Annotated in this window: 17 protein-coding genes, 1 tRNA gene and 2 rRNA genes (1 of these 20 cut by a window edge); 2 read left to right on the top strand and 18 right to left on the bottom strand. The window is 40.5% G+C overall.

The genetic code is table 11. The features are described from left to right. The 4 genes from A2G56_RS05730 to A2G56_RS05745 form a co-directional block, all read right to left on the bottom strand. Positions 1–829: ribosomal RNA gene (locus A2G56_RS05730) — 23S ribosomal RNA — on the bottom strand (it extends 2074 nt beyond the left edge of the window). Positions 830–981: 152 nt separating this feature from the next. Further along, a tRNA-Ala gene (locus tag A2G56_RS05735) sits at positions 982–1054 on the bottom strand. 54 nt (positions 1055–1108) lie between these two features. Next, a 16S ribosomal RNA gene (locus A2G56_RS05740) occupies positions 1109–2667 on the bottom strand. Together the 16S and 23S rRNA genes with 1 tRNA gene alongside form the textbook arrangement of a ribosomal RNA operon. 427 nt (positions 2668–3094) lie before the next feature. Continuing rightward, a protein-coding gene (locus A2G56_RS05745) for an IS3 family transposase (protein WP_099091464.1) occupies positions 3095–4200 on the bottom strand; the annotation gives its coding sequence in 2 pieces (ribosomal slippage) (positions 3095–3924 and positions 3924–4200; 1107 coding nt in all). 242 nt (positions 4201–4442) lie between these two features. Here A2G56_RS05745 and A2G56_RS05755 point away from each other — a divergent pair. Continuing rightward, entirely contained in the window at positions 4443–5645 is a 1203-nt protein-coding gene (locus A2G56_RS05755) for an IS110 family RNA-guided transposase (RefSeq protein WP_062710227.1), read from the top strand. A 301-nt stretch (positions 5646–5946) separates the two neighbouring features. On the opposite strand, the gene A2G56_RS05760 is transcribed toward A2G56_RS05755, so the two are convergent. The 10 genes from A2G56_RS05760 to A2G56_RS05805 form a co-directional block, all read right to left on the bottom strand. Then, positions 5947–6882, bottom strand: coding sequence for an ABC transporter ATP-binding protein (locus tag A2G56_RS05760; protein WP_062710229.1), 936 nt, complete (start codon positions 6880–6882; stop codon positions 5947–5949). Continuing rightward, positions 6882–7928 (bottom strand): ABC transporter ATP-binding protein, encoded by a 1047-nt coding sequence (locus A2G56_RS05765; protein WP_062710232.1) that lies wholly within the window; start codon positions 7926–7928, stop codon positions 6882–6884. Before A2G56_RS05765 ends, A2G56_RS05760 begins: the two co-directional genes overlap by 1 nt. 14 nt (positions 7929–7942) lie before the next feature. Then, positions 7943–8974: an ABC transporter permease gene (locus A2G56_RS05770; RefSeq protein WP_062710235.1), complete on the bottom strand. Its 1032-nt coding sequence runs from the start codon at positions 8972–8974 to the stop codon at positions 7943–7945. 10 nt (positions 8975–8984) lie between these two features. Next, positions 8985–9899 (bottom strand): ABC transporter permease, encoded by a 915-nt coding sequence (locus A2G56_RS05775; RefSeq protein WP_062710238.1) that lies wholly within the window; start codon positions 9897–9899, stop codon positions 8985–8987. Positions 9900–10011: 112 nt separating this feature from the next. Further along, positions 10012–11673, bottom strand: coding sequence for a peptide ABC transporter substrate-binding protein (locus A2G56_RS05780; RefSeq protein WP_062710240.1), 1662 nt, complete (start codon positions 11671–11673; stop codon positions 10012–10014). Between the two features lie 302 nt (positions 11674–11975). Continuing rightward, positions 11976–12908 carry an ATP-binding cassette domain-containing protein gene (locus A2G56_RS05785; RefSeq protein WP_062710243.1) on the bottom strand — a complete coding sequence of 311 codons (933 nt, stop codon included), beginning with the start codon at positions 12906–12908 and terminating at the stop codon, positions 11976–11978. Beyond that, a complete protein-coding gene (locus A2G56_RS05790; RefSeq protein ID WP_062710246.1) occupies positions 12908–13975 on the bottom strand; it encodes an ABC transporter ATP-binding protein in 1068 nt (355 codons plus the stop codon). The genes A2G56_RS05785 and A2G56_RS05790 overlap by 1 nt, the downstream gene beginning before the upstream one ends. A gap of 8 nt (positions 13976–13983) precedes the next feature. Beyond that, positions 13984–14910, bottom strand: coding sequence for an oligopeptide ABC transporter permease OppC (gene oppC, locus A2G56_RS05795; protein WP_062710251.1), 927 nt, complete (start codon positions 14908–14910; stop codon positions 13984–13986). After that, positions 14910–16409 (bottom strand): ABC transporter permease, encoded by a 1500-nt coding sequence (locus tag A2G56_RS05800; RefSeq protein ID WP_062710254.1) that lies wholly within the window; start codon positions 16407–16409, stop codon positions 14910–14912. Before A2G56_RS05800 ends, oppC begins: the two co-directional genes overlap by 1 nt. Positions 16410–16478: 69 nt before the next feature. After that, positions 16479–18452 (bottom strand): peptide ABC transporter substrate-binding protein, encoded by a 1974-nt coding sequence (locus A2G56_RS05805; RefSeq protein WP_062710258.1) that lies wholly within the window; start codon positions 18450–18452, stop codon positions 16479–16481. A 691-nt stretch (positions 18453–19143) separates the two neighbouring features. Here A2G56_RS05805 and pbp3 point away from each other — a divergent pair. Continuing rightward, entirely contained in the window at positions 19144–20373 is a 1230-nt protein-coding gene (gene pbp3 / locus A2G56_RS05810; protein WP_062710260.1) for a D-alanyl-D-alanine carboxypeptidase PBP3, read from the top strand. A 13-nt stretch (positions 20374–20386) separates the two neighbouring features. On the opposite strand, the gene A2G56_RS10660 is transcribed toward pbp3, so the two are convergent. The 4 genes from A2G56_RS10660 to A2G56_RS05825 all read right to left on the bottom strand — a co-directional run bounded on the left by A2G56_RS10660 (position 20387) and on the right by A2G56_RS05825 (position 24005). Continuing rightward, positions 20387–20539, bottom strand: coding sequence for a hypothetical protein (locus A2G56_RS10660; protein ID WP_157761199.1), 153 nt, complete (start codon positions 20537–20539; stop codon positions 20387–20389). Positions 20540–20695: 156 nt separating this feature from the next. Continuing rightward, on the bottom strand, positions 20696–22105 hold the full coding sequence (gene sufB, locus A2G56_RS05815; protein ID WP_062710263.1) for a Fe-S cluster assembly protein SufB: 1410 nt from the start codon (positions 22103–22105) through the stop codon (positions 20696–20698). Positions 22106–22357: 252 nt separating this feature from the next. Further along, the gene (gene sufU / locus A2G56_RS05820) at positions 22358–22798 is read right to left on the bottom strand and encodes a Fe-S cluster assembly sulfur transfer protein SufU (RefSeq protein ID WP_062710266.1); all 441 of its coding nucleotides are present in this window, start codon (positions 22796–22798) and stop codon (positions 22358–22360) included. Beyond that, complete coding sequence (locus A2G56_RS05825) at positions 22785–24005, bottom strand: cysteine desulfurase (protein ID WP_062710269.1); 1221 nt, start codon at positions 24003–24005, stop codon at positions 22785–22787. The genes sufU and A2G56_RS05825 overlap by 14 nt, the downstream gene beginning before the upstream one ends. Between the last annotated feature and the right edge of the window lie 340 nt (positions 24006–24345).

The following is a 24345-nucleotide window of genomic DNA, read 5'->3' on the forward strand; positions in this document are numbered from 1 at the left end:
AAGTTCGTTTGGAATTTCTCCGCTACCCACAAGTCATCCAAGCACTTTTCAACGTGCCCTGGTTCGGTCCTCCAGTGAGTTTTACCTCACCTTCAACCTGCTCATGGGTAGGTCACATGGTTTCGGGTCTACACCATGATACTATTGCGCCCTATTAAGACTCGGTTTCCCTACGGCTCCGTCTCTTCAACTTAACCTCGCATCATAGCGTAACTCGCCGGTTCATTCTACAAAAGGCACGCTCTCACCCATTAACGGGCTCGAACTTGTTGTAGGCACACGGTTTCAGGTTCTATTTCACTCCCCTCCCGGGGTGCTTTTCACCTTTCCCTCACGGTACTGGTTCACTATCGGTCACTAGAGAGTATTTAGGGTTGGGAGATGGTCCTCCCAGATTCCGACGAGATTTCGCGTGTCTCGCCGTACTCAGGATACTGCTAGGGCTGTGCGTCATTTCAAGTACGAGGCTTTTACTCTCTTTGGCTGACCTTCCCAGGTCATTCCTCTATGACTTACAGTCCCACGTTGCAGTCCTACAACCCCGATGAGTAAACTCATCGGTTTGCCCTTCTGCCGTTTCGCTCGCCGCTACTAAGGCAATCGCGTTTGCTTTCTCTTCCTGCAGCTACTTAGATGTTTCAGTTCACTGCGTCTTCCTTCTCATAACCTTAACAGTTATGGATACTAGCCATCAGCTAGTGGGTTCCCCCATTCGGACATCTCTGGATCAGCGCTTACTTACAGCTCCCCAAAGCATTTCGTCGTTAGTCACGTCCTTCTTCGGCTTCTAGTGCCAAGGCATCCACCGTGCGCCCTTATTAACTTAACCTTATTTTTTTGATCTTCTCGATCTAAACTCATTTAATAATGACAGCGTTTCGGTTTATTTTCTTGTTACTTCTTCTACAATCTTTTCTAAAATTGTGGAATTTGATATAGATATTCAATTGTCAATGGACTATCTTGAATCTTACGATTCAATGGAGCCTAGCGGGATCGAACCGCTGACCTCCTGCGTGCAAAGCAGGCGCTCTCCCAGCTGAGCTAAGGCCCCACAAAGACCTCTCAAAACTAAATAAAGATCCCAAACGTGCTTCCATTTCCTTAGAAAGGAGGTGATCCAGCCGCACCTTCCGATACGGCTACCTTGTTACGACTTCACCCCAATCATCCATCCCACCTTAGGCGGCTGGCTCCTAATAGGTTACCTCACCGACTTCGGGTGTTACAAACTCTCGTGGTGTGACGGGCGGTGTGTACAAGGCCCGGGAACGTATTCACCGCGGCGTGCTGATCCGCGATTACTAGCGATTCCGACTTCATGTAGGCGAGTTGCAGCCTACAATCCGAACTGAGATCGGCTTTAAGAGATTAGCTGACTGTCACCAGTTCGCAACTCGTTGTACCGACCATTGTAGCACGTGTGTAGCCCAGGTCATAAGGGGCATGATGATTTGACGTCATCCCCACCTTCCTCCGGTTTATTACCGGCAGTCTCGCTAGAGTGCCCAACTTAATGATGGCAACTAACAATAGGGGTTGCGCTCGTTGCGGGACTTAACCCAACATCTCACGACACGAGCTGACGACAACCATGCACCACCTGTCTCCAGTGTTCCGAAGAAAAATCCTATCTCTAGGACGGTCACCGGGATGTCAAGACCTGGTAAGGTTCTTCGCGTTGCTTCGAATTAAACCACATGCTCCACCGCTTGTGCGGGCCCCCGTCAATTCCTTTGAGTTTCAACCTTGCGGTCGTACTCCCCAGGCGGAGTGCTTAATGCGTTAGCTGCGGCACTGAGTCCCGGAAAGGACCCAACACCTAGCACTCATCGTTTACGGCGTGGACTACCAGGGTATCTAATCCTGTTCGCTACCCACGCTTTCGAGCCTCAGTGTCAGTTACAGACCAGAGAGCCGCTTTCGCCACCGGTGTTCCTCCATATATCTACGCATTTCACCGCTACACATGGAATTCCACTCTCCCCTTCTGCACTCAAGTTTAACAGTTTCCAAAGCGTACAATGGTTGAGCCACTGCCTTTAACTTCAGACTTATTAAACCACCTGCGCTCGCTTTACGCCCAATAAATCCGGACAACGCTCGGGACCTACGTATTACCGCGGCTGCTGGCACGTAGTTAGCCGTCCCTTTCTGATAAGCTACCGTCACAGAGTAAACTTTCCACTCTTACTCCCGTTCTTCGCTTATAACAGAGCTTTACGATCCGAAAACCTTCTTCACTCACGCGGCGTTGCTCGGTCAGGGTTCCCCCCATTGCCGAAGATTCCCTACTGCTGCCTCCCGTAGGAGTCTGGGCCGTGTCTCAGTCCCAGTGTGGCCGATCACCCTCTCAGGTCGGCTATGTATCGAAGCCTTGGTAAGCCGTTACCTTACCAACTAGCTAATACAACGCAGGTCCATCTTTAAGTGGTGCACTTGCACCTTTTAAGTAGCTGACATGTGTCCGCCACTATTATGCGGTATTAGCTATCGTTTCCAATAGTTATCCCCCGCTTAAAGGTAGGTTACCTACGCGTTACTCACCCGTTCGCGACTCATTGATATCAAGTGTAGCAAGCTACGGTAGTTATCAATGCGTTCCACTTGCATGTATTAGGCACGCCGCCAGCGTTCGTCCTGAGCCAGGATCAAACTCTCATTAACTTGTTCGTTTGAACTGTACTCAGTCAGTTAACTTCTGACTTGTTCGTTTTTTATTGACAGGTTACTTACTGTAACCCGCACGTTTGGTTTCTTTATCCAGTTTTCAAAGGTCTTATCGTCTCCTAAGAGACAACTTCTTTATTTTAACAAACTCCCTAAACTTTGTCAATAACTTTTTTCAACTTTTTTGCAAAAGCTTATGACGACTATGGGGCGATTGAGAACTTTTATATATTACTATATTTCAGCGAGGCTTGTCAATAGGTTTTTTCGTATTTTTTTAAAATCTCTATAATTCCCGCGTTGTAAACATACTAAGATTAGTAGTGAGGAAATCTCCGACGGGAGAGAGTACTCACTACTTTTTCGTTATGTTAAAGTATGAAAAGGCAACACTTTTCTGTACAATTTTTATAAAGTGTTTTTGTTAAGCGATCACTCGCCTAGCCATGGGGGTTTGATAGTTGAGACTACCGTGAATGCGATGATGATTCCACCAGTGGACGTAGTCCTTGGTTTTGAGAGTTAGTTCTTCAAGCGAATGAAAGATTTCTTGATTAATAAACTCAATTTTAAAGGAACGATAAGTACTTTCAGCCACGGCATTATCATAAGGACAGCCTGCTTGACTAAGTGAACGGGTAATTCCAAATGCTCCTAACACCTCATCAATCAGCTGATTATCAAACTCCTTACCACGATCAGAATGGAAAAGATTGACCTTGGTTAGGGCATAAGGGATACTCTGAATCGCTTGCTTTACGAGCTCTGCAGTCTTCTGCCAACCGACTGACAGACCAATGATTTCACGATTATAGAGGTCTATTATCAAGCAAACATAAGCCCAGCGCTTACCAACACGGACATAAGTCAAGTCTGTTACAATCGCTTCAAGTGGTCTTTCTTGATTGAATTGTCTGGCTAAGCGATTTGGAATGGGTGCTTCATTTTTCCCTTTAGAATGCGACTTGAAGGTAGTCTGCTGGTAAACAGATACGAGATTCCATCGCTTCATGATCCGACGAATGCGACGACGAGACAAGAGGATTCCTTCTGTTTCCAGACATTTCTTGATCTTTCGAGCACCATATCTAGATTTGCTCTCAAGGAAAATCTGCTTAACTTTTTCTTCAAGCTCAGTTTCCGATACTGGCTCTATGGCTTTGTAGTAATAGCTAGAACGAGGGAGGTTCAACCAACGACACATGGCTGAAATGCTGTATTTATCCTTGTTAGCAGTGATTATTTGCCTTTTTGTGCCATAATCACTGCCGCTTGCTTTAGGATGTCTAGCTGCATTTCGAGTTCTTTATTGCGTTTTCTAAGAGCTATGAGCTCCCGTTGGTCATTTGTTAGATTATCAACCGATTTGAAGGAACCAGTTGTTTTAGCTTGTCTCACCCATTTGTCAAAGGTTGAGGGGGTTAAATCATATTCTTTGATGATTTCGCTACGTTTCATACCTGCATTGTGAAGGTCAACGATTTGTTGTTTAAAGTCATCAGTGAATTGACGACGTACTCTTCTAGACATACATTTCTCCTGTTTTTGATTACTATTAGAACACTTTATAAATTCTGTCTAGTTTAGTGTAACCGATTCAGTAGAGGTGTCTTGTTAAGTCGCGGGGTGTTTTGACGCTAGACGTCGTAATAAAAACTGGCAAGATACCTGTTTTAGGGAGAATGTTATCAAAGTATGTGGGACGCTAGACGTCGAGTATTGAAAATGACATCACTAAAACAAGGAATCAAACAAGATAAAGAGGTAGTATCATGCGTACAGTATTTGGGATTGATGTGAGTAAAACAAGTTCAGAAGTGGCCATTCTAGTCAACGGTGAGAAGGTTCACGGTTACACCATGCCTAATGATTCTATCGGCTTTAATCAGCTTCTAGGAGACTTGAAAACTGTCCCTAATCCTGAGATTGTCTTTGAAGCGACAGGCGTCTATTCTCGTCGTCTTCAGGCTTTTCTTGAGGAAAATGGCTACGCCTATACTCGACTCAATCCGCTGGAAGCTAAGAAGCAACTGGATAGCCTACGTGTCCGTAAAACCGACAAAATGGACGCTGAAAAGTTAGCACAGTCTCAGTTTGTACTGAATCGTAAACCAACCTATGTCCAAAAGGAAATCTATCAACAGCTACGTGATTTAAGCCGCTTTTATCAGAATCTGACAGAAGATATTGTCCGTGCTAAGAATCGCCTACACAAAGTGCTGCAGGTCACTTTCCCTGAGTTAGAAAACCTCTTATCAACACCAACTGGTGAACAGTACTGGCATTTGGTCATGGCTTTTCCGTGCAAAGTGTTTGTATTGAGCTTAACTCAAAGTCAGTTAATCGATAGCATTCGTCAATCTACGACCAAACGCATTTCCGAAAAGCGTGTCGAGTATCTGACTAATAAACTGACAGAACTCGCTAAACAGTCCTACTGTGCTGTCAAGAAAACCTCTCCAATGCTTGAAGAGGTCCGTTACTATGCACAAGAACTGCTAAGATTGTCTGAACGCAGACAGGCTGTTCTGGACGAAATGGTAATTCTAGCCAAACCTTTGCCTGAATATGACATCTTACTATCTATTCCTGGTATCGCTGAAACCACAGCGACAAGCATTATAGGCGAACTCGGAGACATTCGCCGTTTTCAGTCTGCCAATCAAATCAACGCCTTTATTGGGATTGATCTGAGACACTATGAATCTGGGAACTTCTTAGCCAAAGAACATATCACCAAACGCGGGAACCCTTACGCAAGAAAGATTCTATTAAAGGGCATCCATAACATCGCTGCAGCTAGTCATACTAAGCCCTGCCATATCGCAGATTTCTATGAGAATCGAAAAAGACAATCGCAGATGACTTCAACTAAGCCACATACGATTGCCTCTATACATCGCCTCATCAGGACAATATATTATCTCAAAACGCATAACAAACGTTACGATTATATTTTAACCCAAAATCGGTAAAGTAGTCTATGCCCTAGTATTGTAACACCTTATCAAAAAATTGCCAACATAAGATGTTGTTTTGGCATGTTCTTTTTTAACTAAATGATTGACGGAGATGAGTCAGTAATCTCTATACAGTCACTGTATGATCATATTTTTAAGTTAAACCCTTGATAAACTTGACAAATGGTAGAAAGAGAGGACCAAGCTGATTCTCTCTCGGTGGTAGTTATAAGTCAACCCACTACAGTTGACAAAGAGCCCTAAAAAACACCTAAATCCACATAGACAGAATCTATGTCATTTAGACGTTTTTATATTATTTTTTAGATTGTTCTTTAAAGATCTTAGCTTCTTCTTCAGTAGCGAGGACGAAGTGACCTGGTGTGATTTCATGCATAGTGCGTTCTTGACCATCTAATTCTGCTTGCGGATCATATACTTGATGAACACGCATGCGTTCTTTTTCAGGATCTGGCTCTGGAATAGCTGATAGAAGACTCTTAGTATATGGATGAATCGGATTATTATAGACATCATCCGAAGTCCCAATTTCCAGCATTTTTCCCCAATGCATAACGCCGATACGATCTGAGATGTATTTCACCATTGATAAGTCATGGGCGATAAAGAGGTAGGTCAATCCTTTATCATGTTGTAATTTTTGCATCAAGTTAACAACTTGGGCTTGAATCGAAACATCCAAAGCAGATATAGGCTCGTCAGCGATGATAAACTTTGGCTCAACGGCAAGAGCACGAGCAATGCCAATACGTTGGCGCTGTCCACCCGAAAATTCATGTGGATAACGGGTTAAGTGATCTTTATTTAACCCAACTAAATCTAAGAGACGTTGAACCTTTTCATCACGTTCCGTTTTAGAGGAAACAAGCTTATGAATATCCAATCCTTCAGCAACAATATCTCTAATTTTCATCCGACCATTAAGACTTGCTTGTGGATCCTGGAAAATCATTTGAGCTTGTTTTCGGAAATTATGTTGTGCCTTTCCTTTAAGATGAGAGATTTTTTCACCATTAAAGATGATTTCCCCATCGTTAATATCATAAAGTTTTAAAATAGCACGACCGACTGTTGTTTTACCTGAACCAGATTCACCAACTAGCCCAAAGACCTCACCTTCATAGATATCAAAGCTAACATTGTTGATCGCTTTAACTTCATTGGATTTCCCTTTGTTAAATGTGAGGGAAACATTTTTTAATTCTACTAATTTTTTTCTGGTGTTTTCCATTAGTTAGCCCCTCCGTTTTTGTCTTGCCATTTAGCCCAACGTTTTAAAATTTGTGGTGGGGGTGTTATTTCAGGAGCTCTTTCGTCCAATAGCCATGTTGCTGCATAGTGTGTTTTTGATACCTTAAACATTGGTGGTTCTTCTTCGTGGTCGATGTCTAAGGCAAATTCATTACGTGCCGCAAAAGCATCCCCTTTTGGAGGATTCAGCAAATCTGGAGGCGTTCCCGGAATTGACTGAAGTGCTCCCGCAGCTGTATCGGTAGTAGGCATTGAATTCAACAGACCCCAAGTATAAGGATGCTGTGGGTTATAGAATACCTCATCAACCGTACCATACTCGACAATCTTACCTGCATACATAACAGCAACACGGTCAGCCATACCAGCAACAACACCTAAATCATGGGTGATGAAAATAATAGAACTTGACATTTTTTGCTGAATGTCTTTCATCAAATTCAAGATTTGCGCTTGGATGGTCACATCTAGTGCTGTTGTGGGCTCATCCGCAATCAGAATTTCAGGATTACCAGCTAGTGCAACAGCGATAACTGCACGCTGACGCATGCCTCCTGACCATTGATGTGGGTAATCATTAATATGTTCTTCGGCATTTGGAATACCGACACTTTTCATCAATTCAAGTGCACGATCCAAAGCTTCTTTTTTGGATACTTTCTCGTGCAGCATAATTGGCTCAGCAATTTGCATGCCAATTTTCATTGTAGGATCAAGACTTGTCATAGGATCTTGGAAAATCATAGCAATTTCATTGCCACGGATTTTAACCCAATCTTCTTCTTTCAAATCATTAAGATTACGATTTTTAAAAAGAATATCACCAGAAATTTCAGCATTTTTTGCCGATAATCCCATGAGAGTCTTCGTTGTTACAGATTTACCTGAGCCAGACTCACCTACAATGGCAAGTGTCTCACCCTTTTTAAGTTCAAAGTTAACTTCACGAATAGCTTTGACTTCACCGGCATAAGTGTGGAAATCAACATGAAGATGTTTAACTTCTAAAATATTTTCCTGCGTCATATTCATTTCCTCCTTTAGTCGTTACTTGATTTTGGATCGAATGCATCACGTAAACCATCACCAAGCAAGATAAATGCTAAGGAAATGATAACAAGAGCAAGCGCTGGAAGTAATACTTGGTATGGGTAATATTGCAAGTTTTCTTGAGCGTCTGAGATTAAAGATCCAAGGGAAGCTGTTGGTGGTTTCACACCGAGGTTAATTGCAGATAGAACTGCTTCGTACATGATCGCACTTGGAACGGTCATCATAATTTGAACAATGATAATCCCTGAAATATTAGGGAAAATATGCTTAAATGCGATTTTACCACCATTTTCACCAAGAGAACGAGCCGCAAGGACAAATTCGCGCTCACGATAAGACAGTGTTAAGTTACGTACCTGACGAGCCATTGATGTCCAACCAACAAGACCGATAGAGATAATAATCGAGAGGATCCCGTTCCCAAGCAAGAGTCCAAGCATCGTTACAATAACTAAGTTAGGAATTGATGATACCACCTCAATAATACGTTGCATCGTCGTATCAACTTTCCCACCAACGTAACCAGAAATCAGACCATAAGTCACTCCGATAATCAGGTCAATCGCGGTAGCGGCTAAGGCTACCAAAAGCGAGATACGAATCCCTACAATAATACGCTTACCCAGGCTACGACCAAGAGTATCTGTTCCTAAAGCAAATTTTTGATTCTCTGGAACACCCTGATCTGCATACGCATCGTTAGCTTCTGTATTGCCAGAGTAAACAATCTCACCATTCCAAAATGGTAAATTGTCACTGATCTTAGGTGGTAGATTTCGATAGGTAGTGACTTCCTTTGACTTAAAAGAGTTGGCATCTTTTTGCTTTACAAATAAAGTTGATGCTAAAGAAAATACCATCAAAAAGACAAGAAACCACATTGCTACAACGGCTAATTTATTTTTTTTAAGTCGACGCCAAGCATCCTGAAAGAAGGATAGTGCTGGCTTTTCAATTTTTTCTTGAGTGCTAGATGTTCCAGCACCAACAAGTTTAAACGTTTGATATTTGTCTGCCATGTTACTCTCCTTACTGCAAGCGAACGCGAGGGTCAACGATACTAATAATGATATCTGTCGCTAAAATAGCCACCATCAACATCACAGAGTAGACAATTGTTGTCCCCATAATAACTGGATAGTCTTTTGTCGGAATCGCTGTAACGAATAACTGACCAATACCCGGAATTGAAAAGATTCTTTCCATCAAGGCAGAACCAGTTAAAACACCTGCTGCCAGAGGACCAACCAAGGTCAACACTGGAATCATGGAATTACGATAAGCATGTTTGTTCGTTACTTGACGCACCGTCAACCCTTTAGCACGAGCTAACTGAATATAATCAGAATTCAAAGTCTCAATCATTTCACTACGGAAAAACCGCGTCACTTGAGCAAAAATAGGGATTGCAAGACCTAATGTTGGTAAAACCGATTGTGCAAATGTTCCCCAACCAGAAAGCGGCAGTAGTTGCCATTTAAAGCCTAGATAATCAAGAAGTAAAAGTCCAATAATGAAAGAAGGCACTGAAATTCCCATTGTTGACACAACACTAAGAAAACCATCAATCTTATTGTTCTTATTACGAGCAGAAATTGCGCCCACAACAAGTCCACTACCAATACCGATGATTAGAGCTTGCAGCCCAAGTTGAACAGATACACCAAGCCTTTGGCTAAGCATACGTGATACGGGTTGGTTGATGGATTGGTAACTTGTCCCAAAATCTCCTTGTAAAATATCAAAAAGATATTTTACATATTGTTGCCAAACGGGTTTGTCAAGACCATACTGCTTGTTCATTAAAGCAATCATTTCATCTGTCAAGCGAGGGTTGTTGTAGGGTGTTCCTGGCATTACCTGCATAAGGAAGAAAGAAAGTGTAATTACCACCCATAAAGTTACCAAAAGTATGGCTAGGCGTTTTAGAATGTATTTTATCATAATAGTTCCTTTTTTCTTTTGCTTTTATTGCAGGAAAAAGTTTTTCCTGCAATAAAAGCAAGAATTGGGCAACCCAATTCTTGCTGCTATTTAGTCATTCTAGCTAACTGAATTATTTTTTATAAGCGTGCGTGAAGTCTGTACTCAAACCAGTTGAATTACGGACGAGTCCCTTAATAGCTGGATTTTGCAATGATTCTGTACTACGGAAGTACAATGGGTTATAGAAAGCATGATCATAAAGAGCTTTCTCAGCAGCTTTATAATTATCAGCTGACGCTTTTTTATCTAAAGCATTTTTACCGATAGCTTCTTCGTATGCTTTATCATATTCTTCACTGGTGAACTTACCGTAATTGTATGAGGCATCAGATGTGAACATACCATAGAAAGTTGATCCTTCTGGATAGTCACCACCCCAAAGTGCTATTGCAACTTCAAAGTTTTGGTTCTTCGTATCTTCCAAACGTTGTTTAAATGGTACGAATTTCTCTTCGACAGTCAATCCTGGAAGAGCATCTTCCCAAGTTGATTTTAAATAATCTAGTGTATTTTTAGCAACTGGAGAATCAGCATCAGATGTAACCGTAATGGTGAGTTTGTCTTCTCCGATTTCTTTTAGGCCAGCTTCGAATAATTTTTTAGCTTCTTTAGCGTCGTATGAGTAGCCTGGAGCAACGTGTTTTGTTAAATCTGTACCATCTTCCAAAGCTGCTAGTCCAGTAGGTGCCAAGGCAGTAGCTGGTTTTGATCCAGTGTCAACGGCAGCTTTGACAACTCCCTCACGATCTGTCGCAAGGTTAAGGGCTTTACGAATATTTTCATTAGCTAAAGCTTTAACTTCACCTGTTTGGTTATAAACCATATAAGCTGAAGTAGCTTCTGGAACAGTTACAAGTTCTTTACTATTTTTGTTGGCATTATAAATAGCAGTTGTTCCTGAGATATTGGCTGCATCCAAGTCACCTTGTTTGTACATTTGGACCGCTGTATCTGGTTTTTTAACGACTTGGATATTTACCGTTTCTGTTTTGACATTTTTAGCATTCCAGTAGTTTTTATTTTTAACAAGCTTGAATTTATTGTTAGAACCGTTCCAGCCTTCGACTTTATAAGGACCTGAATAAAGTTGTGATTTAGAATTTGTTCCATAGTCTTTTCCAGTTTTTTCAACAAATTCTTTCTTCTGAGGCATGAAGTTTGTGAAAGCAAGATACTCCATGAACTGAGGTGTCGGACTTGTTAAAGTAAAGATGACTTTATTTCCATCAGCTTTAACACCAAGTTTGTTCAAATCTTTTTCGTCACCTGAATTGATTTTATCAGCGTTTTCAAGATGTGATTCTGTTGCAAGATAAGCATACTCAGAAGCTGTTTTAGGATCTACCATACGTTGCCATGAATAAACAAAATCTTCTGCCGTTAAATCACTGCCATCTGACCATTTTAAGCCATCACGAAGAGTTGCTGTATAGGTGAGACCATCCTCAGATACTTCAACTTTTTTAGCTAAATCCGGCTCTGTGCCACCTTTACCATCAAGGCGAAGTAGGTTACTTCCTGAGTTACCAATCGCCATGTTGGAATAGGTGTCTGTATTTTTAGATAAATCCAATGTATTGATTTCAGTTGGAATTGACCAATTGATAACACTCTTATCTGAAGCAGACGAAGATGATTTTCCACCGCCACAAGCAACTAATACAGCCGTTGATGTCAGAGCAACTGCTCCTAAACCAACACGCTTCCAATTTGTTTTTGAAAACATTGACATATGATGTCCTCCTATGATGAGCATTACTTTAATGAATTGAATTATACCATACCCCTACTCGAAAAAGGAAGAGTAAAATGAAAAATTTTCTGAATTCTCCGTATTTTAAATAAAACAAGGCATGGAATGGCGGTACTAGGTTTGGTCAAGAACTAGCCATTTCCGCCTATATCAAGGCATTTTCTCCCTATACTAAACCACTTCAACTCTGCTAAATATGTCGTTTTAGGATGATATTTTCTTTTTTTCTTACTATATATAGTTTTTGGCTATAACAAAAAAAGCGATGCCTCGCTTTTTTATTATTTGTATGGATTTTCTAACTTATATTTAGAAATTTCCGTCGGGCTTCCCCAAACGTAATGACCAGGCAACACCTCAACCATGCTTGGTTCCTCTGTATCATAATCATGTTGTTCTGGATCATAAACGACCAATTCTTTCTGGCGCTCCAGAATTGGATCTGGAATTGGCACAGCAGATAATAAGGATTTGGTATATGGATGAATTGGATTTCTGAACAATTCTTCAGTCTCAGCAACTTCGACAATAACACCCTTATAGATAACAGCTATTCGATCCGAGATAAATCTTACTACTGATAAATCGTGTGCAATGAAAAGGTAAGTTAGTCCTTTTTCTTCCTGCATCCGTTTTAAAAGATTGAGCACTTGAGCTCGAACGGAAACATCTAAAGCTGATATCGGTTCGTCTGCAATAATGAATTCTGGATCCATAACCAATGCACGAGCGATACCAATCCGCTGACGTTGTCCTCCTGAAAACTCATGAGGATAGCGTGTTAAATGTTCCGAAAGCAAACCAACTTCGGTCATCATTTTAGCGACTTTATCTTGACGGTCCTTATCATCTTTAAAAAGTCCAAAATTATATAATCCTTCAGAAATGATATAATCCACTGTCGCACGTTCATTCAAACTAGCTGCAGGATCCTGAAAAATCATTTGAATCTTTTGGAGCATTTCTCTCTCATCTGATTTAGACAGTTTCTTATTAATCACTTTTCCATCGTAGACAATCTCACCACTACTGGTATCATTTAGTCCAATGATTGCCCGACCAATCGTTGTTTTCCCAGAACCTGACTCTCCTACTAAAGAGAATGTTTCTCCTTTATTGATAAAGAAATTCGCATTCTTGACGGCAACAAATTTCTTTTTGCCTTCACCGAAAGAGATTTCCAAATCTTTAATGTCAACTAATTTCTCTGGCATTATTGTTCAACCCTTTCTTTTCCTAGTTTTTGTGAAATTTTCGAATGTAAATCTTGTATCATTTCTGGTTTATCAACGTCTGGTGCATCTGGGTGTAACAGCCAGGTCTTGGCCCAGTGGTTATCATTAACATAAAATTTTGGCGCTTCTTCTTCAAAGTCAATTTGCATGGCATAACGAGAACGTGGCGCAAAGGCATCTCCTACAATTGGCTTATACAACGATGGTGGAGCTCCTGGAATAGAGAATAAGACACCTGTTTCATCTGCTAGTTGCGGCAAACTAGACAATAAGCTCCAAGTATAAGGGTGGTGAGGATCATAGAAAATATCCTCAACTGTGCCGTATTCGACGATATCACCCGCATACATAACAGCCACTTTGTCCGCAATACTTGCTACTACCCCTAAGTCGTGTGTAATAAATATAGTTGTGAAACTATATTCAGCTTGCAAATCTTTAAGCAACTTAATGATTTGAGCTTGGATGGTAACATCCAAAGCTGTTGTAGGTTCATCACAAATAAGAATATCAGGGCGACAGGCCAAAGCAATCGCAATAACAATACGCTGACGCATTCCTCCTGAATACTGGAATGGATACTCTTTAAAACGTTTCGCCGCTTCTGGAATACCAACACTTTCCATGTAGTCAATCGCCATTTTTTTAGCTTCAGACTTAGACTTTCCTTGATGCTTAATAATGACTTCTGTAATTTGACTACCAATTGACTTAATCGGATCTAATGAAGTCATTGGATCTTGGAAAATAGTGGCAATTTTAGCACCACGAATCTCTTCCCAATCCTTATGACTCTTTAGACTTGATAACTCTTTTCCACGGTAATTAATCGATCCACTAGCAATACGGCCATTACTTTCTAGCATCCCAGTGAATGTTTTTGTTAATACTGATTTTCCGGAACCAGACTCACCGACAACTGCCAGGACTTCGCCTTCAATAAGGTCAATTGAGACACCTCTAATGGCAGTCAAAACACGATCACGCACATCAAATTCAACAACAACATCTTTAGCACTTAATATAACATTATCTGTTTTTTCCATGTTATCTCCTATCTATGTGAACGCGGATCACTAGCATCTGCAAGGTTTTGCCCCACGATATATAGCGGTAAAGACACTAAAATCAAAGTCGTTAGCGGAATCCAAAAAAGGTATGAGTTATCTGTTAAGTAGGTTGAATAATTAGCAATAAGACGTCCCAGACTTGGCTCGGAAATCGGTAATCCAAGACCAAAGAAAGATAAGAATGCCTCAAAAGAAATATACATAGGTAACATCTGACTTACCAAGGTCATGATGACTGATACCAATTGCGGCAAGAGGTTACGAACCACCATCTTAGTCATCGGGGTTCCCAAGGTACGACTGGCAAGGTTATACTCTAAATCGCGATAACGTAGCACTTGAACACGGATACTGTAAGCAATCCCTAACCATCCTGTAACACAAAAGGCAAAGATAAGGTTCCAAAAACCAGCACCAATTGAATAGGAAAGAACGATAACAATCAAGAGGAAGGGGATATTAGAAATAACATTGTAAACTTCTAGCATAATGCGATCAAAGCTTTTTGAAACGCCCCAAATACCACCTATAACCACACCGATAACTGTGTTAATCAAGGTCGCAATCACTGAAATCAAGATAGAATTTCTAGCACCATACCAAACACCATCAAATAATGATTGCCCATTCTTATCTGTACCAAACCAATACTCACTATTTGGCCAAATAAAACGTTTTGAAAAATCGTTGATATTGCTAACATCTTTAAAATCGTAATTGGCAAACATTGGGTAGATGAAACTCATCAAAATAATCGTGATCAGAATAACAAGCATAATAAGGGTCGACTTCTTAGCAAAAAACTGCCTGAAAACCGACTTCCAATAAGAATAAGCTGGTGAATCGATCACTTCTGCTGCTGAGGTATCTAATTCTACAAATGTAAATTTCGTTTTATCGATTTGAGCCATTATTTACCTCCTTTTGAAGTCAATCGAATACGTGGATCAAAGATGGTCATTAAAAGATCACCTAAGAGTAAAGCAAAAACAGATACAACTGTAAAGATAAAGACCAACCCAACAACCATTGAGTTATTAGCTGCACGTACAGAGTCAATCAACATTTTACCCATACCTGGGAAGGCAAAAATAGTCTCTGTTAAGGTTGCCCCAACGATTGTTAAAGCAATCGAACTTGGAATACCGTTCGAAATCGGCACCATAGCATTTTTAAACAAATGCTTTTGAGAAATTTCTGCCTCTGTGAGACCTTTAGAGCGAGCAAATCGCACATAATCACTAGCCTGTTGGTCTACCATATAGCGACGGAACCAAACCACAATCCCTGGAACGCTTAAAATTCCTAAAACAAGGGCTGGTAGCACATAAGATAATGGACTAGAAGCACCTAAATTTGGAAAACTATCCGGTAGACCTAAGTTTGACCCAACAAAACGGATGATATAAATCGTTGCGACACTCGGTAAGGCCAACATAAAGGTCATGAGACCTGTTGAGAAGCGATCAAATAGGCCATCTTTATAGCGAGACATCAGCATACCGATTGGTAGACCTACTGCATAGGCAATGATAACCCCTACAACACCAATGATAAAAGAGTTTTTGAGCATAGATGGTTCGCTATAATTATTCTGCGTCGCTGTGTAAGCATCGTTTTCACCGAAATTATGCTTCGCGCGCGAATCAGCTTTAGATGGTGACAAATAAGTTCTTGAATACATATTAATGGCCGACTGACGTGTATTGCCATTTGGAAATGTCACTTCACTTTGAAGTGTTCTTCCTTGTCCTTGCGTGATAATACGTGTGACTGGTTGGTTGGCATAGGTTGGATACGACAGTCCTAAGTTAAGTTTAAAAATATTTTGATGAATAAATGGAAAACTGCTGTTAAAATACATCAAATATTTGTGTTTTGTTCCCGAACCGACTAAAGCTGGTCCTACTGAAGGATCATTTTCAAATCGAACATAGCGTTCTAAATCAGGATTTGAAGCATCCTTTATTTTCCAAGGATGATCAACAACGATGAGGTTTGAATAGAAATTCCAAACACGTTCAATGATTGAAATGTCACGTGTCGCATAAAATTCTTTACTCTCTTTGAATTGATGCAATTGCCATTTGCCACCTGTTGATTTCAGATATTTTTGATAATAGTTTTTATTGGTAGCCGTTGGCTTTGTTGTGACCTGCTTATACTCTTTAGAAGCTTTTGTTTGAAGCTCTTTAGTGGTTAAATAGTCGATATACCCCATCCGTTCAAAAATGGTATTTTCATAATTGGCTTTTTTATCCGGGGTTGTAATCATTTTATTGTAGTTAGGATCATTTTTAAAAATTAAACTTTTTGGCACCATGGTATAGACAATTGTATAGACCAAGGTGGTTACCAAAAAAATAGATACTAATGATCGCAAAACACGCATTAAGATATATTTTTTCATTCTGTTCTCCAAAACTTGAAAGAACTTTCTCTTGCGTTGAGAGAAAGCTCTTTTCTTGTTTACTAAGCTTTATTTTGCTACATGATCAGCCAGTTCTTTAGTGGCTTTTTCATTTGATTTTTCGCGTTTAGCTTTCCAGCTCTCCAAAGCTTTTTGATAAGCCTCAGCTGTAACTGGCTTATCTAGAAGTTTTTGGTATTTATAATTAGTGCCGCCACCTTTAGTACCAACCCATGAGAATGGTGCTGAAAATGGTTGAATACGTGAAACTGATGGCGCACCTCCTAGTGAGACTGATGGAATAACTAGGGCACTATCGCTTAACCATGCCTGAGCTTTGGCATATTCTGTATAGCGAGCATCTACATCATCATTAATGGCAGCTGCTTTGTCAAGTTGAGCCTGGTATTCGCTTAAACCAACCTTATCAATGAGCTCTTTATTCTTAGCATCAACACCTAATCGCATTGTTGAAGCTGCTCCTTCTTCTGTAGAGAAGATGTCTAAGTAGGATGACGGATCGAGATAGTCTGGGCTCCAACCAGATATGGTAATATCATAGTCCATTTGCTCAGCAGACTCAGCCTCGTATGTTGCTGCTAGGTATTCTTCTTCGGATTTTTCAAGAACATTTACCTGAACATTTTCTTTACCAAGGTTAGCTTCTACAGATTGTTTTAATGATTTAGCACGTTGCACACCAAGTTCATCTGTCTGTGATACAACGGTGTCGATTTGAATAGGATAAGTAACGTCACTTCCAAGAGCTGCTTTTGCTTTTTCAAGTTCTGCTTTTGCTTTTTCTGGATTATAAAGACCGTTTTGAGCGTCTGTTAGATCAACACCTTTCCACTCATCGCCAAGTTTTTCCAGTTCACTGGTAACTGTGTCACCGAAGTCTTTACCATCAATTTGAACAAACGTTGGTGGAACAAGGGTGTTACGCAAAGCCTTATCTTTAGCCTCTTCACCAGAAACCTGTGAATTCCATGAAGCACGGTCAAAGGCAAAGGTTACTGCTTGTCGGAAGTCCTTGTTTTGAAGTGCTGCTTTGGTATCTTCCATTTGCTCTGGTGTTTTAGAAGTCATCTTATTGGCAGTACGGTTGACATTGAAGAAATACATAAAGGTTGATGCATTTTGTTGAGTGTAATAGATGTTCTTACCAAAGTCTTTAGAGGCCTTCTTATAGCTTGGTTGGTTTGGATACAGACGAGCATAGCTATATGAACCATCTTTGAAGTTGTTAAAGAGAGCATCGGGATCAGAACCATCAGAATAAGTCAACTTGACATTCGTAATATGGACATTTTTAGCATCCCAATAATTCTCATTTTTAGTCATCTCTACAGATGACTTAGAAGTAATGGCACTTAGGGTATATGGACCGTTATACAATAAACTAGATGGATCAGTTGGGGCACCAAAGTTTTTCCCTTTAGATTTCAAGAACTCTCCATTTACAGGGAAAAGAATACCGTAGGTTGTTTTAGAATTCCAGAAACTTTCTGGCTTATTAAGGGTATATTGAACTGTATGTTCATCAATCGCTTTGACACCAACCTCTTTGAAATCCTTGATTTTTCCATCAAGATAATCTTTCAGACCTTTAACAGAATCTTCGACAACATAAAGCGCATCAGCTTTTTCGTCAGCAGCATGTTTTAATCCTGTCACAAAATCTTCAGCAGTTACTGGAGCGTACTCTTCGCCATCTGCTGTGTACCAGTATGCGTCATCGCGCAGTTTGTAGGTATAAGTCAATCCATCTTTAGAGACTGTCCAATCCTTAGCTAATGACGGAACCAGGTTACCATAGCGGTCATTTTCCAAGAGACCGTCAACAAAGTTAGACGTCAAGTCACTCGTTCCACTTGCATTAGCTGTGGTATAATCTAACGTTTTAGGTTCTTCTGGATACACATAGCTATATGACATATCGCCTGATTTCTTTGAACCAGATTGATTGCCACAAGCTGCCAGAACTGATGTCGAAACAAGTGCAACACCAGCTAACACCATTAATTTCTTTTTACTTGTCATAAAAACACTCCTCTATGTTTTGTCTTTTTCAAAACCAATGCGCATATGATGATTTAGAAGTATTTTACCATAAATACCTAAAAAAAAAAAGATTCGTTCAGAAAATTCCACACATTGTATCCGCTTACCAATCTGTCGAAATATTTCCTAAAATTAAAATATGTTATAATAAGAAAATACCAAGCATTCCTTGTGCTATCTCATTCCAGAAGGCATACTGATAGCTTTTGCCACATAGGAAATGGCAATAAACTAATCAGCCCTCTTACAGAGATTGTGCATTATGATTATAAAATATAAAACTTTTCAAAAAATGAGTTTTAGTCACTCCTTGCCTAGCAAAGACAAATCGTTAATGAAAATCCATCCGTAAGACTAATGCTCTTAGGAGACACTTCGTCATAAATTGTCTTTTCATGTAACTGCTACCGGAAGTAGTGATAGATTAGAAATAGCCTTGGAATGGAAGTTCTGTTAAACTAATAGATGGGCGATGATGGAGCGATCAGGACAGTTGGCCTGCCGTTTGGTTAAGTTCTACTTCATTGACAACGAAATAGCAGTACCCTGTCATTAGCTCATGAGGGCGAGTACTCTTGACTTTAGCACTCATGGCATCATTCATCTAATCGTTTTATTGTGTTTTGAAACTAACCAACATCATGGGTAACAAATCATTGTAAGGAGCATTATGAAAAAAATCATTGTTTTTTTGAGTCTACTTATCTCTTTTTTACCTTCATTTGTGACCGCAGATGAATTCAAGGCTAAGGCTGAGCATGCTATTGCTGTTGAAGCCCATACTGGGAAAATTTTATATGAGAAGGATGCGACGACTCCAGATGCCATTGCCTCGATTACTAAAATATTAACGGTTTATATGGTTTATCAAGAAATTGACAAGGGTAATCTGACTTGGGACACTGAGGTTGAGATTTCTGATTATCCTTATCAGTTGACTGTCAATCCAGAAGCTAGCAATGTTCCCATGGAAGCTAGGAAATACAAGGTTAAAGACTTGGTCAATGCGACAATGATAGCCAGTGCTAATAGCGCAGCGATTGCTCTTGCGGAGCACATCGCAGGCAGTGAACCAAAATTTGTTGATATGATGTCTCAACAATTGAAGGATTGGGGCATTAGGGATGCTCAGCTAGTTAATGCTTCTGGACTCAATAACCAAATCCTAGGAGATCATATTTACCCTGGTTCTAAAAAAACCGATGAAAATATGATGATCGCAAAAGATGTGGCTATTATTGCTCGGCATATTATCAAAGACTACCCCAATCTCATCAAAGTCAGCCAGCAAATAAACGCTGATTTCGACGGAAATTTGATGACAACCTATAATTATATGTTAGAAGGCATGCCCTACTATCGTGCCAGCGTCGATGGCTTAAAAACTGGTACCACAAAAAAATCTGGTGCATCTTTCGTGGCAACTTCTACTGAAAACGGCATGCGTATCATTACTGTGGTGTTAAATGCTGACAATGCTGACAAAGATGAATTCGCTCGTTTTAAAGCAACAAATGAGATCTTAGATTATATTCGGGCTAATTTTGAGAAAAAGACTATTTTGAAGAAAGGGCAAACAGTTTATAGTAGCAAGGTTTCTGTTCGTGACGGAAAGAAAAAAACGGTAGAAGCTACCGCAGCTAGAGACTTAACTGTCATTCGTCCAATTAACCAAAAATCCAAAATCGTCTTTCAAGCTAATCAAAAGGAATTGGCTGCACCAGTGAAAAGCAAGACCAAGGTAGGCCACTTCGTTTTCCAAGACAAACATCTTGTCGGAGATGGCTATTTGGGGGATCTTCCAAAAGTAACTGCCCAAACCAAAAGTCCTGTTGAACGCAGCTTCTTCTTAAGAGTTTGGTGGAGTCATTTCGTTACTTATGTCAATGAACGTTTATAACTAAAAAAGCTCGCTAGATAGCGGCTTTTTTTACTGATGATGTGAGTATCAAAGAAAATGCAATCATTTGATACTCTTCGACAATAAAGGCAGGTGTTGTTGACTTGATTTGATAAATTTCAGTTCTCTCTGCCTTGGCGTCGCCTAGTCTGCTTTTGATTTTCATTGAGTATGACATATGAAACTAGAACAGGACCTATATCCCTAAAGAAAAGCATCACACTTAGACAACACTTTCCTAATCTTTTCGACAACCATTCAGCGAACATACCCCACCAATATAATCACGTATAGCAGGGTTTTTCTTTCATTTTACGGTAAATTATCCGACAGAACCTTCCATTTCATAAGAAATCAAACGATTTAGCTCAACAGCATACTCCATTGGAAGTTCTTTGGTAAAGGGTTCAACGAAGCCCATGACAATCATCTCAGTAGCTTCTGATTCAGATAAGCCACGACTCATGAGGTAGTAGAGTTGCTCTTCTGAAATTTTTGAAACTTTCGCTTCATGCTCCAAGGCTACTTGAGAATTATGAATTTCATTGAATGGAATGGTATCTGATTTTGAAATATCATCCATCAAAATAGTATCACACTCAATGTGACTCACTGACTTTTTAGATTTTTTATTAAAGGTAACTTGACCACGGTAGTCCACCTTACCACCACCCTTAGCAATGGATTTTGACACAATGGATGATGAGGTGTGAGGGGCATTGTGGATCATTTTAGCACCTGTGTCTTGATGTTGTCCTTTATTGGCAAAGGCGATAGAGAGCATCGTTCCACGCGCACCTTCTCCATCTAGGTAAACAGATGGATATTTCATGGTTGTTTTAGCCCCGAGATTGCCATCAATCCACTCAACAGTAGCATTTTTAAGCGCCTTGGCACGCTTGGTCACCAAGTTATAGACATTATCAGACCAGTTTTGAATGGTCGTGTATCTCATATAAGCACCTTCAAGCGAGAAGATTTCAACAATAGCGGCATGAAGGCTGTTAGAGGAATAAGTTGGAGCTGTACACCCTTCCACATAGTGTATACTGGCACCCTCATCCACAATGATTAAGGTGCGTTCAAATTGACCCGTATTCTCATTGTTGATACGGAAGTAGGTCTGAAGCGGAATATCACACTTAACTCCCTTGGGAACGTAGATAAAGGTCCCCCCTGACCAAACCGCTGAGTTAAGGGCTGCTAACTTGTTATCTGTTGGCGGCACTAACTTAGCAAAGTATTTCTTAAAGAGATCTGGGTAATCTTTTAGAGCTGAGTCCGTATCTGTAAAAATAATACCCAGTTTTTCAAACTCTTCTTTCATGTTATGGTAAACAACTTCTGATTCATACTGGGCTGATGCACCGGCTAGGTAGGCGCGCTCAGCTTCTGGAATCCCGATACGTTCAAAAGTCTCTTTAATTTTTTCAGGAACATCATCCCACGAACGCGCTGGCTTATCAGAAGGTTTTTGATAATAAATAATATCATCAAAATTAATATCTGATAAATCAGGTCCCCATTCCTGCATGGGCATTTTATTAAAGGTTTCCAGTGATTTGAGGCGGAATTCTAACATCCATTCTGGCTCACCTTTAGCAGCAGATAGTTCTCTAACTACCGCTTCGCTTAGCCCCTTTCCTGTTGACATAATCGGTTCAACATCATCATGAAAACCAAACTTGTACTCACCCAAATCAATGGGTTTTGGTTCTACTTTTTCAGACATGAATTGTCCTTTCTATTCTTGATATAAACGGTTTCTAGTCGCAACTCTAAATGAGAATGCTCTCTATTCGCTTCTACAATTGTCGACAAAATAATGTCATGGCACATTTTATAGTGCGCTGCATCTCATTAGTCTCATCTTATATCTTTATCGACTACAAAACTAGCTCGTTAAAAAACACAAGTTCTTATAGAAACTTGCTAGTAGATTGACCAACTCGCCCCAAACGGTAGGTAGTCCTGATTGCTTAGACTACGAGGTCATCTCACTGCGATCGATGGCCTTTTTAAGAGCATTCCAAGCTAAGGTGGCACACTTGACTCTCTGCGGGAATTTAGACACCCCCGCCATAAAAGCGGCATCTCCGAGAGCTGCTTGTTTGGAATCCTCTTTTCCTTGAACCATTTCTGAAAAAAGATCAGCTAAAACCAGAACCTCTTCCTTGGTCTTGCCCACAACAGCATCCGTCATCATACTGGCTGAGGCGGTTGAAATGGCACAACCATGACCGGAAAAAGCTATATCATCAATTTTATCATCTTTCATAGCAAGGGTTAAGGAAATCACGTCCCCACAGGTTGGATTGTTTAGCTGAATGGCTTCCAAACCTTCTAGTTGCCCAAAATGATGTGGGTTTTTAGAATGCTCCGTAACCAAAGTCATGTAAAGATGATTTAAACTAGAGAGTGCCATTAAAAAACTCCTTGGTCTTTATGATAGCGTCAATGAAGCGATCGCAGTCTTGGTAAGTGTTATAGGCATAAAAGCTAGCCCTAAGCGCAGACAAAATCCCCAGATAATGAAGTAGGGGTTGAGCGCAATGATGCCCTGCACGAACAGCAACGCCTTCATAATCCAGGGCAGTTGCAACATCATGTGGGTGAAGGCCTTCTATATTAAATGAGATAATCCCGATATGATTATTAGGATCTTTTGAACCGTAGACAACAACTCCCTCGATCTTTTGAAGTTTAAGCAGAGTATAGGCTACTAAAGCTTGAACATGGGTATGGATAGCTGCCATCCCCAAATCATTAAGGTAATCAATAGCTGATCCCAAACCGATAGCTCCGGCTATATGAGGCGTTCCCGCTTCAAACTTCCAGGGGTGGTCTTTCCAACTTGACTCTTGTTCATACACGAAATCAATCATTTCACCACCAAATTCAATTGGCTCCATCGTTTTTAAAATCTCTTCTTTGCCATATAGTACACCAAGACCCGTTGGTCCCATCATCTTGTGGCCAGAAAAAGCATAAAAATCGCAGTTTAATTCATGAACATTGACTGGTAAATGGGGAACTGCTTGGGCTCCGTCTACCACCATGTAAGCCCCAACTTGATGCGCCATTTGTGTTAACTCTTTGATGGGATTCAAGCAGCCTAAGACGTTAGAAACATGAGTTAAACTGACAAACTTCGTTTTTGAAGAGAGTTTGCTCCGATAATCTTCTAAATCTAAACGACCATCTTTAAGGTAAACATAGACGAGTTCTGCTCCAGTTGCACGACAAGCTTCTTGCCAAGGAACCAGATTAGCATGATGTTCCATAATGGAAATAAGAACCTGATCTCCTGGCTGTAACATATTACGAGCAAAGCGAGCAACCCAATTAAGGCCAGTAGTCGTCCCTCTGGTAAACACAATCTCACGTGATGAACTAGCATGAATGAAGTCAGCCACCTTCTGACGACTGGCTTCGTATTGTTGAGTGGCTCTCTCAGCCAAAGTATGAACACCACGGTGGACGTTCGCGTTTTCTTCATGATAGTAGGCCATAAGGGTATCCAGAACCTGCTGCGGTTTTTGGCTGGTTGCGGCATTATCCAAATAAACAAGAGGTTCGTCATTGACCTTTTGATTTAATATGGGAAAATCTGATCTTATACTTTCAAACATTGTTTTTCTCAATAACTTCATTATCTTTGTAAATTAGAACATCTTATCAGGAAAGTGGTCTTCTAGGTGTTTATAGATGCCAAGTTCATCAGAAGGCATGATTCTAGCCGTCGTCACAGTCACCTCTATGAAACGCTAGGCTACCGTCGTCTGTCCAGGCTAGCCATCATGATTCCATAGCTGTCCAAACCAGAAAGGTCACTCCTTAAATGATTCCTTGTAACGAAATAACATCTATTTCTCACTCTCTGTCAATATCTTCAATCTTAACAAGGTGGCTAATCACCAGTTGTTCAATCTTCCTGAATCATGCGATAGCCTGTTTTAGAGATGACTGTCA

It is taken from the genome of Streptococcus halotolerans (genome assembly GCF_001598035.1).
Classification (GTDB): Bacteria; Bacillota; Bacilli; order Lactobacillales; family Streptococcaceae; genus Streptococcus; species Streptococcus halotolerans.